This is a genomic window from Streptomyces odontotermitis, from assembly GCF_050510915.1.
Lineage (GTDB): Bacteria > Actinomycetota > Actinomycetes > Streptomycetales > Streptomycetaceae > Streptomyces.
On record NZ_JBNJLS010000017.1, the window covers coordinates 192,956 to 206,883 of the forward strand.

At 71.7% G+C, this 13,928-nt stretch carries 12 protein-coding genes; 9 read left to right on the plus strand and 3 right to left on the minus strand.

Annotation, left to right across the window (positions count from 1 at the left end):
• The first annotated feature begins 109 nt into the window (after positions 1 to 109).
• Complete coding sequence (locus tag ACQB60_RS34310) at positions 110 to 556, plus strand: MarR family winged helix-turn-helix transcriptional regulator (protein ID WP_384848612.1); 447 nt, start codon at positions 110 to 112, stop codon at positions 554 to 556.
• Positions 557 to 560: 4 nt separating this feature from the next.
• On the opposite strand, the gene ACQB60_RS34315 is transcribed toward ACQB60_RS34310, so the two are convergent.
• Entirely contained in the window at positions 561 to 1,673 is a 1,113-nt protein-coding gene (locus ACQB60_RS34315; RefSeq protein ID WP_496930017.1) for a threonine synthase, read from the minus strand.
• Positions 1,674 to 1,901: 228 nt separating this feature from the next.
• Between ACQB60_RS34315 and ACQB60_RS34320 the strand changes: the two genes are divergently transcribed.
• On the plus strand, positions 1,902 to 3,476 hold the full coding sequence (locus tag ACQB60_RS34320; protein ID WP_496930018.1) for a S8 family peptidase: 1,575 nt from the start codon (positions 1,902 to 1,904) through the stop codon (positions 3,474 to 3,476).
• Between the two features lie 18 nt (positions 3,477 to 3,494).
• Here the strand turns inward: ACQB60_RS34320 and ACQB60_RS34325 are convergent, their stop codons facing one another.
• A complete protein-coding gene (locus tag ACQB60_RS34325) occupies positions 3,495 to 4,712 on the minus strand; it encodes a serpin family protein (protein WP_496930019.1) in 1,218 nt (405 codons plus the stop codon).
• Positions 4,713 to 4,797: 85 nt separating this feature from the next.
• On the opposite strand from ACQB60_RS34325, the gene ACQB60_RS34330 reads away from it, so the two are divergent.
• From ACQB60_RS34330 to ACQB60_RS34360, 7 genes are all read left to right on the plus strand, one after another.
• Positions 4,798 to 5,730, plus strand: a complete 933-nt coding sequence (locus ACQB60_RS34330; RefSeq protein WP_496930020.1) for a DUF4190 domain-containing protein — start codon at positions 4,798 to 4,800, stop codon at positions 5,728 to 5,730.
• A 193-nt stretch (positions 5,731 to 5,923) separates the two neighbouring features.
• Positions 5,924 to 6,676, plus strand: coding sequence for a GntR family transcriptional regulator (locus ACQB60_RS34335; protein WP_496930021.1), 753 nt, complete (start codon positions 5,924 to 5,926; stop codon positions 6,674 to 6,676).
• Positions 6,677 to 6,887: 211 nt separating this feature from the next.
• On the plus strand, positions 6,888 to 8,609 hold the full coding sequence (locus ACQB60_RS34340; protein ID WP_496930022.1) for a purine-cytosine permease family protein: 1,722 nt from the start codon (positions 6,888 to 6,890) through the stop codon (positions 8,607 to 8,609).
• A 164-nt stretch (positions 8,610 to 8,773) separates the two neighbouring features.
• Complete coding sequence (locus ACQB60_RS34345; protein WP_496930023.1) at positions 8,774 to 8,959, plus strand: SPOR domain-containing protein; 186 nt, start codon at positions 8,774 to 8,776, stop codon at positions 8,957 to 8,959.
• Between the two features lie 42 nt (positions 8,960 to 9,001).
• The gene (locus ACQB60_RS34350) at positions 9,002 to 9,421 is read left to right on the plus strand and encodes a (deoxy)nucleoside triphosphate pyrophosphohydrolase (protein ID WP_496930024.1); all 420 of its coding nucleotides are present in this window, start codon (positions 9,002 to 9,004) and stop codon (positions 9,419 to 9,421) included.
• A 231-nt stretch (positions 9,422 to 9,652) separates the two neighbouring features.
• Positions 9,653 to 10,069, plus strand: a complete 417-nt coding sequence (locus tag ACQB60_RS34355; RefSeq protein WP_384848642.1) for an ATP-binding protein — start codon at positions 9,653 to 9,655, stop codon at positions 10,067 to 10,069.
• A 203-nt stretch (positions 10,070 to 10,272) separates the two neighbouring features.
• Positions 10,273 to 12,981, plus strand: a complete 2,709-nt coding sequence (locus ACQB60_RS34360; protein ID WP_496930025.1) for a SpoIIE family protein phosphatase — start codon at positions 10,273 to 10,275, stop codon at positions 12,979 to 12,981.
• An 83-nt stretch (positions 12,982 to 13,064) separates the two neighbouring features.
• Here ACQB60_RS34360 and ACQB60_RS34365 read toward each other — a convergent pair whose 3' ends face one another.
• Complete coding sequence (locus ACQB60_RS34365; protein ID WP_496930026.1) at positions 13,065 to 13,778, minus strand: PspA/IM30 family protein; 714 nt, start codon at positions 13,776 to 13,778, stop codon at positions 13,065 to 13,067.
• Positions 13,779 to 13,928 lie beyond the last annotated feature (150 nt).

Consider the following 13,928-nt stretch of genomic DNA (forward strand, 5'->3'; position numbering starts at 1 on the left):
GATTCCGAACTCTCGGACGCTCACGAATCTAAGTTAGAACTCTAATGGTCGTCAAGGTTCAAATGAAGCATCAGGGTTCGAATGGTTGGAAGGTCGTTACGATGCGGGTATGACCTCGCCCCTGCCCGTGTCCGAGCGCCTCGGCTCCTCCCTCAAGCGGGCCGAGCACGCCCTGAATGCCGCCAAGCACGCCGCCGTGAAGCCCGCGGGCCTCACCGTCCCGCAGTACGCGGTGCTGCTGTTCCTCACGGAGAACCCCGGCATCTCGGCCGCCGCCCTGGCCCGGCTCTGCGGGGTCACGCCGCCGACCATGAACACGGTCCTGAAGGGCCTCCAGGAGCGCGGCCTCATCGCGCGCACCCCGCACGCCTGGCACAAGAACGTCCTGGAGACGCGGCTCACCAAGGAGGGCGAGGCGGTCATGACCGAGGCGGACGCGGGTGCCGTCCGCGTGGAGCGGGCGCTCGCCGCCGAGTTCACGGACGACGAGAGGGCGACGCTCACGGCCCTCCTGGACCGCTGCGTCGCCCTCCTGGATTCCGTACGGCCGGAGTGAGAAGTCACCCCACCGCCGCGAGGCCCGTCTTCACGCCCGCCCCGCACAGCGGGACCACTCCGGTGCGCCCGCCGAGAAGCTCCCCGTCCCGCACCGCGGCCCAGCACGCGACCCCCGTCGACTCCACGTACAACCCCCGCCCGGCAAGGTCGAGTTGGGCCTTCTGGATCTGTTCCTCGGACACCGTGACGATCGCGCCACCGAGCGCCCGCACCGCCCGCAGGATCTGGCGGGCCCGCGGCGGGCGGGGGATCGCGATGCCCTCGGCGAACGTAGGCGCGCCCACCGCGTCGCCCAGGACGTCGTCCGCCCCGGAGCGCCACGCCTCCGCCAGCGGCGCGACGGCGGCGGCCTGCACCGCGTACAGGACCGGCGCCCGTGCGATGAGGCCCGCCGCGTGCAGCTCGCGCACGGCCAGGGCGGCGCCCAGGAGGAGGGTGCCGTTGCCGACGGGGACCACCAGGGCGTCGGGCAGGCGGCCGCCGAGGTCCTCCCACAGCTCGTGCACGTACGTCTTGGTGCCGTGCAGGAAGTACGGGTTGTAGATGTGCGAGGCGTAGAAGGTGCCCGGCTCGTCGGCCGCCGCGCGGGCCGCGTCGGCCGTGGCCTCCCGGTCGCCGGGGACGCGTGCGACGCGGGCCCCGTGCGCGGCGATCTGCTCCAGCTTCTTGGGGGAGGTGGCGTCGGGGACGTACACCGTGCAGGGCAGCCCGGCGCGGGCGCAGTACGCGGCGAGGGAGGTGCCCGCGTTGCCGCTGCTGTCGGCGATCACCCGCTCGGGGCCCAGCTGTTGGGCGAGCGCGGCGAGCATGACGGCGCCGCGGTCCTTGAAGGAGAGCGTCGGCATCAGGAAGTCGAGCTTGGCCGAAATCTCGCCCTCCAGTGGTACGAGGGGTGTGCGGCCCTCGCCGAGTGAGATCCCGGGTACGGGGAGGGGGAGCGACTCCGCGTACCGCCAGAGTGAATTGACGCGTCCCGCAAGGGACTTGACCGGTGCGGGCGTCGGGGAGAAGTCCAGGTCCAGGGGGCCGCGGCAGGCGGGGCAGCACCAGACGAGCGAGCCCGAGGGGACGCGGGTGCCGTCGGTGGGGCAGTAGCAATCCGGCAAGGCTGTCATGGGCGCAGGCTAGGGGGCAGGCCCCCTGGGGCGCCGTCATGGCGGGGGTGTGGCGGTCGTGTTACGTCCATTCCTCGCCCTTGTGGGTTTCCTATGGATCGGCCAATCTTTCGTCGGCGACGGAGAGTTGAACATTGATCGACAGGGTGTGGTCCGTCGGTCTTTGTTGACATGAGCCTGTCGCCATCACCCCCACCAGCGCACCACCGATTGAGGAGGATCCCTCAGATGGCAGTGATGCGTCCTACGCGCCGAAGACTGGCCGGGATCAGCGCGACCGCGGTCGCGGCTCTCGCCCTCGGCGTCGTCTCCGCCCTGCCCGCGGGCGCGGACACCCGGCAGCAGGAAGGCCGGATCGAGAACGCCGGTGTTCCCGGCGCCATCCCGAACAGCTACATCGTCACCCTCGACCAGGACGCCGCGAAGGCGCGCTCCGCCGAGGGCAAGGCGCTGGCCAAGGAGTACGGCGCGAAGATCGAGCGTACGTATGACAAGGCCCTGAACGGGTACGCGGTCGAGCTCTCCGCCGCCCAGGCCAAGAAGTTCGCCGCCGACCCGGCGGTCGACTCCGTCGTGCAGAACCGCACCTTCCACGTCGACGGCACCCAGCCCAATCCGCCCTCGTGGGGCCTGGACCGCATCGACCAGAAGAACCTGCCGCTGGACCAGAAGTACACCTACCCCGACAAGGCCGGGGAAGGCGTCACCGCGTACATCATCGACACCGGTGTGCGCATCAGCCACAGCGAGTTCGGTGGGCGCGCCTCCTACGGCTACGACGCCATCGACAACGACAACACCGCGCAGGACGGCCACGGCCACGGCACGCACGTCGCGGGCACGGTCGCCGGATCCTCGTACGGCGTCGCGAAGAAGGCGAAGATCGTCGGCGTCCGCGTCCTGAACAACAGCGGCTCCGGCACCACCGCGCAGGTCGTCGCGGGCATCGACTGGGTCACCAAGAACGCGGTCAAGCCGGCCGTCGCCAACATGTCGCTGGGCGGCGGGGCCGACTCGGCGCTCGACACCGCCGTCCGCAACTCCATCGCCTCCGGCGTCACCTTCGGCGTCGCGGCGGGCAACGAGACCACCGACGCCTCGACCCGCTCCCCGGCCCGCGTCACCGAGGCCATCACGGTCGGCGCGACCACGAACACCGACGCCAAGGCGAGCTACTCGAATTACGGGAGCGTTCTCGACCTGTTCGCCCCGGGCTCGTCGATCACGTCGTCCTGGAACACGAGCGACTCCGCGACGAACACCATCTCCGGTACGTCGATGGCGACCCCGCACGTGGTCGGCGCCGCCGCCCTGTACGTGGCCGACCACCCGACGGCCACCCCGGCCGAGGTCTCCAAGGCGCTGACCGACGCGGCCACCCCGGGTGTCGTCACCAGCCCCGGCTCCGGCTCGCCCAACCGCCTCCTGTACGTGGGCGGCGGCTCGACCACCCCGCCGGGACCCAAGTTCACCAACGACACCGACGTGCCGATCTACGACAACGCCTCGGCCGAGTCCACGATCAACGTCACCGGTGTCGACGGCAAGGCGCCCGCGAACCTGAGCGTCCCGGTCGTCGTCAAGCACACCTACATCGGCGACCTCCAGATCCAGCTGATCGCACCCGACGGCACGGCGTACACGCTGAAGTCGTACGGGAGCGGAGGCAGCGCGGACGACATCAACACCACGTACACGGTGGACGCGTCGTCCGAGACGGCCAACGGCACCTGGAAGCTGCGGGTGAGCGACAACGCCGCGCAGGACACGGGGAAGCTGGACTCCTGGGGGCTGCAGTTCTAGTGGGCCCCCTCGGGTGAGTCACTCCACCACGTAGGCGTTCTCGTCCTCGGGGAAGGGCTTCGGGTCGGTGACCCAGCCCGCCGCGAGGACGAGGCGCGTCTCCCGGTGGACCGCGAGGAAGCCGAAGGGCCGGTCGACGGAGACGGTGGCCCGGACCGTCTCGTACTCCGGGGTGGCGGGAGGAAAGCCCATGTAGGCGACCTCGACCGCCGTCACCGCCGCCGCGCGGAACCCCGCGGAGCTGAAGGTCGCGGTCGCGGACTGCTGCGCCGAGCCCACCACGAGCGGGGCATCGGAGATCCCGGGCAGGCTCGGGAGCGCGCGGGCCGCGGCGAGACCGAACGGCTCGGGGCGGGCCAGCAGGTCGTGCTCCGCGTCCACCGTGAACTCCACCGTGTTCAGGGTGGTGGACGGGGGCTCGGGAAAGTACGAACGGGTCCGTGCCACGCCGAGGCCGGGTCCCGCGTCGCCGTACGGGAGTCGGCCGCCCGGCACGGCGGGGAGTTCTCCCGCGAGGGCCTCGACTCCGGCCGTGAGCACGTGCGCCGGGCGCATCCCCTCCTCGCCGAGCAGCAGGTGCACGTCGACGGCGCCCTCTCCGCGCACGCACGCCTCGGTGACGCGTCCGGTGCCCGCCGTCACGAGCCGGACCCCGTCCAGACCGCGCTCCGAGCGGTAGAGCCCCGCGAGCTCGCGGCCCTGCCACGGCCCCGCTGACGGGACCGTCAGGTCGCCCTTGAACGGCGTCTCCCACGTGGTGGTGAGTGCCAGCGCGCTCGCGAGCACGAACTCGGTGTCCTCCGACGTCCGCACCGGCATCCGCTCGATCTGCCCGCCCGTGCGCTTGGACGCCCACGCGTCGAGCGCCGCCCCGTCCGCCTCCGGGTCCCCCGTCAGGGCGCCCGTCGCGTCCGCCGGGAGCCCCGCGCGCCACTCCTCCTTGAGGGTCGGCGTCCGCCGGGTCCACAGCCCGACGGCGGCCTCCAGCTCCCGTACGGAGTCCAGTGCGGCCAGCAACTCCCTTGCCCCGCAAGCTGCTTGCTCCGGGGAGAGGCCGATCGCGTCCGCCAGCTCGTCGCGGGCGGGGCCGTCCGCGACGTCCGCGAGGAAGGCGAGCAGCGGCCAGACCCCGGCCGCCGAGAAGACCGTGCCGCCGTCCGCCGCGAAGCCCGGCGCCGTCGCCCAGCGCGACATCAACCGGTTGACCGCCCGAATTGTTGAGTTTGTCGCCCGCATTCCGCTTCCGCCCCCGCCCCGACTACGATGCGCCAAGCCCTCCCCAGAAGTGAGGGTCAGCGCCCGATCGAGGAGCACCGTACCCGTGTCGATACCCCCGCCGCCCGGCCCCGGGTCCCCGCAGCAGCCGCCCCAGCTGCAGCAGCAGATGCCGTACGGGGCGGCTTATCCGGGGCAGCAGGGATATCCGGGGCAGCCGGGGCAGCCGGGGTACGCGGGGCAGCAGCCCGGTGGGCCGCCCTATCGGCCCTGGCCCGGCTACTACTCGCCGCACTCCGCGCCGCCCGTCAATGGCCTCGCCATCGCCTCGCTGGTCTTCGGTGTCCTCTGCTTCTTCCCGCTGATCGGTCTGATCCTCGGCCTCGTGGCCCTGTCGCAGATCAAGAAGAAGGGCGAGCGCGGCAAGGGCCTGGCGATCGCGGGCAACGTCCTGTCGTCGGTCGGGGCCGTGCTGCTCGTCCTGTTCTTCGCGACCGGCGCGGCCCGCGACTTCGCCGACGGCTTCAAGGACGCGGCGGAGGCGGCCCGGGACCTCAACAAGTTCCCCGTCGCCAAGGGCGGTTGCTTCAACGCTCCGGACAACGACCTCGCCGGCATGAAGTACGCCCACGAGGTCGACAAGGTGCCCTGCGACGAGCAGCACACCGGCGAGGTCTTCGCGTCCTTCAGGGTCAACAACAGCCGGTTCCCCGGGGACAGCGAGCTCACCGCGCTCGCCGAGCGGAAGTGCACGGACTTCCAGGCCGACTACGTCCCGGACCTGGAGGCCGTCCCGAGCAACGTCGCCATCTACTACTACGTGCCGAGCCGTACGACCTGGCGCCAGGGCGACCGGCACATCACGTGCCTGTTCGGCAACGCGGACGACGGCGGGACGCTCACGGGGTCGCTGCGGGACGAGCAGCCCGGCGGTAGCGGCAGCGGCGGTACCGGTGGCGGCGGCACCGATGGCGGCGGTACCGGTGGTGTCGACGGTGGCGGCGACGGCAGGGACGGGGTCGACGTCGGAGAGGTGTGAGGAGCCGTCTGTCTCCGTCCGTCTCCGTCTGTCGCTGTCGGCCTCCGTCGATCTCCATAGCTCCGCAAAGCTCCTGCGTAAAGACCCGCCTCGGGGTAAATCATCACTTCGAGTGATTCGTTGGCCTTGGCTTGCGGCCAACAACCCACGGTTGCCAGGCTGTTGCTGTCTGTCAACCTGATGGGAGTGGCCAGTGACATTCGGTGAGCAGCCGGCGTACCTCCGCGTCGCGGGTGATCTTCGCAAGAAGATCACCGACGGTTCGCTGCCGCCTCACACGCGGCTTCCCTCCCAAGCCAGAATCCGCGAGGAGTACGGGGTCTCCGACACCGTCGCCCTGGAGGCCCGCAAGGTCCTGATGGCCGAGGGGCTCGTCGAGGGCCGCTCCGGTTCGGGGACGTATGTGCGCGAGCGCCCCGTGCCCCGCCGCGTCGCCCGCACCGGCTTCCGCGCCCACGGCGGCTCCACGCCCTTCAAGCAGGAGCAGGCCGAGGAGAGCGCGCGCGGCACCTGGGAGTCGCGCAGCGAGCAGGTGGACGCGAGCGCGGTGATCGCGGAGCGGCTCGGCATCCGCGCGGGCGACCGCGTGATGTGCACCCGGTACGTGTACCGGGACGCGGGCGAGGCCATGATGCTCTCCACCTCCTGGGAGCCCCTCGCCGTCACCGGCCGCACCCCGGTGATGCTCCCCGAGGAGGGCCCGCTCGGCGGCTGCGGCGTGGTGGAGCGCATGGCCGCGATCGACGTGATCGTGGACAACGTCGCGGAGGAGGTCGGCGCCCGCCCCGGCCTCGCCGAGGAGCTCCTCGCCCTCGGCGGCGTCCCCGGCCATGTCGTCCTCGTCGTCCAGCGCACGTACTACGCCTCGGGCCGCGCCGTGGAGACCGCCGACATCGTCGTCCCCGCCGACCGCTACCGGATCGCATACCACCTGCCCGTGCGCTGACCCCGTACGGCAGGGCGCGGCCCTGGTGCGATTCCTTCACGACCGGAATCCGGACGGGCCCGTCCGCCCGCCGTGATCCGGAGTTAACGCCCGCGCGCCACCCGTAACCCCCGGGCAATCGCCCGCGGCGGCCCGCCGTCACGCGCGGCTCCTACCTTCCCCGTCCGTACCCGCACCCGGCCGGACGACAGGACGACAGGAGCCAGCACCCATGACGGAGATGGTCACCCGCGACACCGCGAGCCCCGCCGACAGCCCGCCGCCCCGGCGCAGTTACGCCAAGCTCGCGGCCGACGAGAGCCGCGAGGACTACTCGCTGCGCTACGCCCCGCACTCCTTCAGGCGCTGGTCGCCCACGATGGTGGCGTCCACCGCGCTCGGCGGCATCGCCTATCTCGCGGACTTCGCGATCGGTGCGTCCATCGTCTTCACGTACGGGTTCACCAGCGGACTCGCCTCGATCCTCACCGCCGCGACGATCATCTTCTTCACCGGCATCCCCATCGCGCGGGCCTGCGCCACGTACGGCCTCGACATGGACCTCATCACGCGCGGCGCGGGCTTCGGCTACTTCGGCTCCACGCTCACCTCGCTCATCTACGCCTCCTTCACCTTCATCTTCTTCGCGCTCGAAGGCTCGATCATGGCGCAGGCCATGCACCAGGCCGTCGGACTCCCGGTGCAGATCGGCTACTTGGTGACGACGCTCATCGTCATCCCGATCGTCTTCCGCGGCATGGGCGCCCTCGCGAAGGTCCAGGCGTGGACGCAGCCGGTCTGGATCATCGGGCTGCTCCTGCCCTTCGTCGTCCTCGCCTTCGAGGCGCCGGACGCCTGGGGCGCGTTCGGCTCCTTCGGCGGTACGGAGGGTGCGGGCAGCGGCTTCTCCTGGATCGGCTTCGGGCTCGGCACCGGCGTCGCGCTCTCCCTCATCGCCCAGATCGGCGAGCAGGCCGACTACTTGCGCTTCATGCCCGCCAAGACCGAGCAGAACAAGCGGAGTTGGAACCTGGCCGTGCTCGCCGCCGGACCCGGCTGGGTCGTCATCGGCGCGGCCAAGCAGCTCGGCGGCGCCTTCCTCGCCTTCGTCGCGCTCGAAGCGGTCGGTAAGACCCACGCCCTGGAGCCGATCGCCCCGCAGATCGAGGCCCTGCGGCCCTGGCTCGGGTCGTTCGCCCTCCCCGCCGCCGCGCTCTTCGTGATCGTCTCCCAGATCAAGATCAACGTCACGAACGCCTACAGCGGCTCCCTGTCCTGGTCCAACTTCTTCTCCCGCCTCACGCACCGCCACCCCGGCCGCGTCTGGTACATCTTCCTCAACCTCGCCATCGCGCTGACGCTGATGGAGATGGACATGTTCGCCGCCCTGAACAAGCTCCTCGGCTTCTACTCGAACGTGGGCATCGCCTGGATCACGGCCGTCGCCGCCGACCTCGTCATCAACAAGAGGGTGGGCTGGAGCCCCAAGTACATCGAGTTCAAGCGCGCGTACCTGTACGCGGTGAACCCGGCGGGCTTCGGCTCGATGGTGGTCGCGTCGGTGGTCTCGATCCTCGCCTTCTTCGGCCTCTTCGGGGAGTACGCGGAAGCCTTCTCGACCTTCATCGCGGCCGGACTCGCCCTCGTCCTGTGCCCCTTGCTCGCCTGGGCCACGAAGGGCCGCTACTACCTGGCCCGCCCCAACCCGGTGAACGGCCCGCACGTCGAGGTCCCCGACATCACGGCCACCCACACGTGCGCGGTCTGCGCGACGGCCTATGAACTCCCCGACATCGCCGACTGCCCGGTCCGGTCGGGCCCGATCTGCTCGCTGTGCTGCTCGCTCGACGCGGAGTGCGGGGACGTGTGCCGGAAGTCGCCGGGGGAGCCCGTGCTCCTGCCGGTGCCGACGGTGCGGAAGGTGTCTGTGGTGCGGACGGTGCGGGGCGGCTGACGCGGGCGCGGGTTCTCGGTCCTTCCGTGGCCGGTTGCGTATCTCTTTGTGTAAACCCGTATCCGCTGCGTGAAGGTCGGGCGTAGGCTCGGGCATATGCGGATTGCGGTTTCCTTACTGATCGAGGCGGGGCGCGCGCCGGGGGCGGGGAGCGGAGGGTCGCGATGAACGACGGGACGGCGACACTGCCCTGGCTCGTCATACGGCAGGACGACAACGGCAACCGCTACCGCGTGGGCAGGTACGCGACGAAGGCCGAGGCCCAGCGCATAGCGGACAGCCTCGACGACCGCGGCCACAAGCAGCTGTACTGCGTGGAGAGGCTGAGCCAGAACGGGACGGCGCGCTGAGCGCCGTCCCCCCGGCCGCACCCACTCCTTAAGCTCCCCTCCATGGAGCAGAAGATCGTGGTGGGTGCCGCCCTGTACGACGACGGACGCCTGCTGGCCGCGCGCCGCAGCGCACCCCCCGAGCTCGCCGGCGGCTGGGAGCTGCCCGGCGGCAAGGTCGAGCCCGGCGAGAGCTGCGAGGACGCGCTGGTGCGGGAGTTGCGCGAGGAGCTGGGCGTCGAGGCGGAGCTGACCGGGCGGGTGCCGGGGGAGTGGGCGCTGCCTCGGGGCTATGTGCTGCGGGTGTGGCGGGCGCGGTTGGTCTCCGGGGAGCCGAAACCCTTGGAGGGCCACGACGAGCTGCGCTGGCTGGGGGCGGGGGAGGTCTGGTCGGTGGGGTGGCTGGAGGCGGACGTTCCTGCGGTCGTGGCTGTGGTGGGGGCGGGCGTCCAGGGGGAGGAGCCCCCAGGAGGGTGCGCCTAGGGGAGGGGCTCCCCGGAGGGTGCGCCAGAGCGGCGGAGTCGGCCCGCGTGCGGAGCGCGCTCATGGGCGCAGCCGGGGAGGGGCGGGGGCGGGGAAGAAGAGCCGCCCCTTGCACCACCCCTACGCCGTTTGTGCCACAGTGCGCCCTGGTGTGCGGTAGTCCCAGCGGGATATCGGGTATGTGCCCATTAACCCCCTGAAACCGGACACCGCTCCCCTGCTGGTCTGGAAGTGATCGGCGTGATCGACACCGAAGGCTCCGTCGCCGAGTGGGACTTTCCCGCGGACCCAGGCGCCGTACGCACCGCCCGCGCCGTCGTCCGCAAACAGCTGGGCGACTGGGGCCTCGGGGCGCTCGGGGACGTCACGGTGCTGTTGGTGAGCGAACTCGTGACCAATTCCCTGCGCCATGCCTCGGGCCCCATCGGCGTGCGCCTTGTGCGCCCCGACGGCCCCCTGGGCACCCTGCTCGTGGAGGTCTCCGACCCGCTGCCCGACCCGCCCACGGAACGCGTCGCCGCACCCGACGACGAGGGCGGCCGAGGCATCCAGCTGGTGGCCCGCTCCTCCCGCAGCTGGGGGACGCGGCCGGGTCGCACGGGCCGTACGGGAAAGACGGTGTGGTTCGAGCTGGCGTTGCCTGGTTAGAAGACTGGCAGCACCGGAACGGTCGCGGGAAGCAGGCGGAGAGCGGGAATCAAGCGGGAAGCAAGACGGTCACGGGCCAAAAAGCGTTGAGACCGTGCTGTGATCGTGAACGGCGTGTGGCGTGGGGCCGTAGTGCTGGATACTGCGGGCAGCCGCATTCGGTGACCGGTGCCGACCGCGGTGAGCTGGAGGGGACGGTTCGCGTGAGCGAGATACCAGCGCAGGCGACGGAGTCCGGCTCGGGGTCCACGGACCCCGGGGTGGGGCCCACGGGGTCCACGGAGCCGTCGGGCGACGCGACATGGCAGAGCAGCCCGCCCGGTTCGATCTACGACTACATCCGGGTCGCCTCGTTCTCGATCGGCCCGGACGGCCTGGTCGACCAGTGGAGCAGCCGAGCCGAGCGCCTCTTCGGGGTGGCCGCGCGGGACGCCGTCGGCAAGGACCCCATCGAGGCGTTCGTCCCCGCCGAGCAGCGCGCCGACGGCCACCGCAAGATGGCGGAGATCCTGGACGGCAGGGAGTGGACCGGAGTCGTCCCCTTCCGCATGCCCGACGGCGACGGCGACGGCGACCGCGACCGCGACGGTGACCGCGACGGTGACCGCGACGGTGACCGTGCACAGGGGGCTGACCGGCGCGGGAGCATCCGCGAAGGCGTGGCCGAGGTGTACGTCATGCCGACCGAGACCGAGGCCGGGGAGCGTGCCGCCGTCTGCATCGTCGTCGACGTCCGGGCGCTGCGGCAGATCGAGACGGATCTCGCCGCCTCGCAGGCCATTTTCGGCCAATCTCCCTTCGGTTTCCTGCTGTTCGGCACGGACCTGAAGGTGCAGCGCGCCAACCGCCGCTTCGCCGCCGTCTTCGGGGGCGGCGTCGAGGACCACCGGGGCCACACCGTCCACGACTATCTGCCCCGCCACGAGGCCGACCGCATGCAGGCCGCCCTGCGCCGCGTCCTGGAGACCGGCGAGGCCGTCACCGACATGCAGATCGTCGGACCCACCCCGGACAGCCCCGAGCGCCGCCACTGGTCCATCAACCTCTACCGCGTGCACAGCGGTTCGGGCCGCCCCATCGGCGTCGCGGGCCTCGGCACCGACGTCACCCGGCGGCACGCCGCCGCCCGCGAGGCCGCCCACGCCCGCCGCAACCTCGCCCTGCTCAACGAGGCCGGCGCCCGCATCGGCAACTCCCTCGACCTGGAGACCACCGCCCGCGAGCTCCTCGACGTCACCGTCCCCGGCTTCTGCGACCTGGCCTCCGTCGACCTCTACCAGGGCCTCCTCGACGGCGACGAGACCGCGCACGTCCGGCAGAGCCTCGCCGACGGCAGCGCCGAGCTGCGCCGCGTCGCCTTCGCCAGCGCCGTCGCCGACGCGCCCTTCCCGGCGGGCACCGCCCCCGTCGAGGTCGGCGTCGTGCACCGCTTCCCGTTCAGCTCGCCCTGCGCCGACGCCCTGCGCGCCGCCCGGCCCCGGCTGCTCGCCCCCGACGAGGGCTGCGGGCCCGCCAACCTCCGCGGCGGCCCCATCCAGTCCACCCTCGCCGTCCCGATGGTCGCCCACGACACCGTCGTGGGGCTCGCCCAGTTCTCCCGCACGAAGGGCAGCGAGCCCTTCGGGGAGCGGGACCGGGCCCTCGCCGTCGAGCTCGCCGCGCGCGCCGCCGTCTGCATCGACAACGCCCGCCTCTACCGCCGCGAACACGAGCGCGCCCTGATCCTGCAGCGCTCTCTGCTCCCGCCCGGCGACCCGGAGGCAGCGGGCCTCGACATCGCCTGCCGCTATCTGCCGGGCAACGCCGCCACGGAGGTCGGCGGCGACTGGTTCGACGTCATCGAGCTCCCCGGCCACCGCACCGCCCTCGTCGTCGGCGACGTCATGGGCCGCGGCCTGCGCGCCGCCGTCGCGATGGGTGAACTGCGCACCGCCGTAAGGACGTTGTCGCTGCTCGACCTGGAGCCCGCCGAGGTGCTCTCCGCCCTCGACGAGATCGCCCGCGGCCTCGGCAACCCCGCGAGCCCGCAGCGCGCCACCCGCACCGCCCGCTCGGCGCAGCGCGCCGCCGAGGAGGACCAGGGGCTCGCCGAGGTCTACCTGGCGACCTGCGTGTACGCGGTCTACGACGCCGTCACCCGCCGCTGCACCTTCGCCAACGCCGGGCACCTGCCCCCCGTGCTCGTGGAGCCCGGCGAGTCCGCGCTCATGCTCGACGTGCCGCCCGGCATGCCCCTCGGCGTCGGCGGCGAGCCCTTCGAGGAGGTCGAGGTCGAGGTCCCCGAGGGCGCCCTGCTCGCCCTCTACACCGACGGCCTCGTGGAGTCCCGCGACCACCCCCTGGACGAGGGCCTCAACGCCTTCGTCCGCGCCCTCACCGACCCCGCCCCCGTCCTCGAGGACGTCTGCGACCACGTCCTCACCACCCTCGACACCCACCACGGCGAGGACGACATCGCGCTGCTCATGGCCCGGGTGCAGGGGCTGCCCGCCGAGCACGTGGGCGACTGGACGCTGCCGCGCGACCCGCAGTCCGTGGGCCGCGCCCGCGAACTCGCCTGCGACCAGCTGCGCGACTGGGACCTGGAGCCCCTCTGCGACACGGTGGAGCTCCTGGTCAGCGAACTCGTCACCAACGCCCTGCGGTACGGCGAGGGCGAGATCCGGCTGCGGCTCCTCCTCGACCGGACCCTCGTGTGCGAGGTGTGGGACGCGGGCCTCGTGCAGCCGCGGCGGCGCCGGGCCCGGGACACCGACGAGGGCGGGCGCGGTCTCCAGCTGGTCGGCCTGCTCAGCGCCGCTTGGGGCTCGCGCCGCACCCCGCGCGGCAAGACCGTCTGGTTCGAGATGGCCCTGCCGGACGGGGAAACGGAGCCGGTGGACGCGGCGGAGGCGTTGCTCAGTCTGTTCTGAGGGGTGCCTTGGGCTGTTCCGAGGGGGGGCTGGGGCCGTTCTGAGGGGTGCCTGGGACGGGGGTCCGCCCGGTGGGTCAGGTCCTACGCCGTCTGCTTCATGGCGGCGAGGCGCGCCGTGACCTCCGCCTCGTCGCCCAGCGCGTCCAGCTGCTCGAACTGGGCGTCCAGGGACGACGCGGCGAGCTCCTGCTTGCCGAGGGCCCGCGCCTCCTCGCGCCGCACCTTCTCCTCGAAGCGGCTCAACTCGCTGGTCGGGTCGAGGACGTCGATGTTCTGCGCCGCGTCCATCATCTGGTTCTGGGCCTGCGCGGTCTTGGCGCGGGCCACCAACTGGTCGCGCTTGGACCGGAGTTCCGTCAGCTTGATCTTCATCGAGTCCAGGCCCGTCTTGAGCTTGTCGACGACCTCGGTCTGCGCGGTGAGCGTCGGCTCCGCGTCCTTCGCCTCGCGCTCCGACTGCAACTGCCGCTGCAGCGCCACCTTGGCGAGGTTGTCGAACGTGTCGGCCTCCGCCGCGTTCCCGGCCGCCCGCAGCTCGTCCGCCTTCTTGCTGGCCGCGAGCGCCTTGCCGCCCCACTCGCCGGCCGCCTCCTGGTCCTCCTTGTGGTCCTGCTCCAGCATCCGGAGGTTGCCGATGGTGGTGGCCACCGCCTCCTCGGCGTCCCGGATGTTGTTCGTGTAGTCGCGGATCAGCTGGTCCAGCATCTTCTGCGGGTCCTCGGCCTGGTCGAGCAGGGCGTTGATGTTGGCCTTCGCGAGCTGGGCGACGCGGCCGAGGATGGTCTGCTTGGTCATTCTGCAATCCCTTCAGGGCTGTCTACCGAACCATCAATTGAGGAACCACAACGGCGAGAACCACCTCCGCGAGAGCGGCGCCGGTTCAGGCGCAAAGGGGTGTGTGAGCTCAGAACCGCCCTCCGCCGCCCCTGCGGCCTCGCGTCCCCC

Bases quoted from the DNA above. Each gene is read 5' to 3' on its own strand.
- ACQB60_RS34310 (WP_384848612.1), top strand. From the start codon at position 110: ATGACCTCGCCCCTGCCCGTGTCCGAGCGCCTCGGCTCCTCCCTCAAG.
- ACQB60_RS34315 (WP_496930017.1), bottom strand. From the start codon at position 1,673: ATGACAGCCTTGCCGGATTGCTACTGCCCCACCGACGGCACCCGCGTC.
- ACQB60_RS34320 (WP_496930018.1), top strand. From the start codon at position 1,902: ATGGCAGTGATGCGTCCTACGCGCCGAAGACTGGCCGGGATCAGCGCG.
- ACQB60_RS34325 (WP_496930019.1), bottom strand. From the start codon at position 4,712: ATGCGGGCGACAAACTCAACAATTCGGGCGGTCAACCGGTTGATGTCG.
- ACQB60_RS34340 (WP_496930022.1), top strand. From the start codon at position 6,888: ATGACGGAGATGGTCACCCGCGACACCGCGAGCCCCGCCGACAGCCCG.
- ACQB60_RS34345 (WP_496930023.1), top strand. From the start codon at position 8,774: ATGAACGACGGGACGGCGACACTGCCCTGGCTCGTCATACGGCAGGAC.
- ACQB60_RS34350 (WP_496930024.1), top strand. From the start codon at position 9,002: ATGGAGCAGAAGATCGTGGTGGGTGCCGCCCTGTACGACGACGGACGC.
- ACQB60_RS34365 (WP_496930026.1), bottom strand. From the start codon at position 13,778: ATGACCAAGCAGACCATCCTCGGCCGCGTCGCCCAGCTCGCGAAGGCC.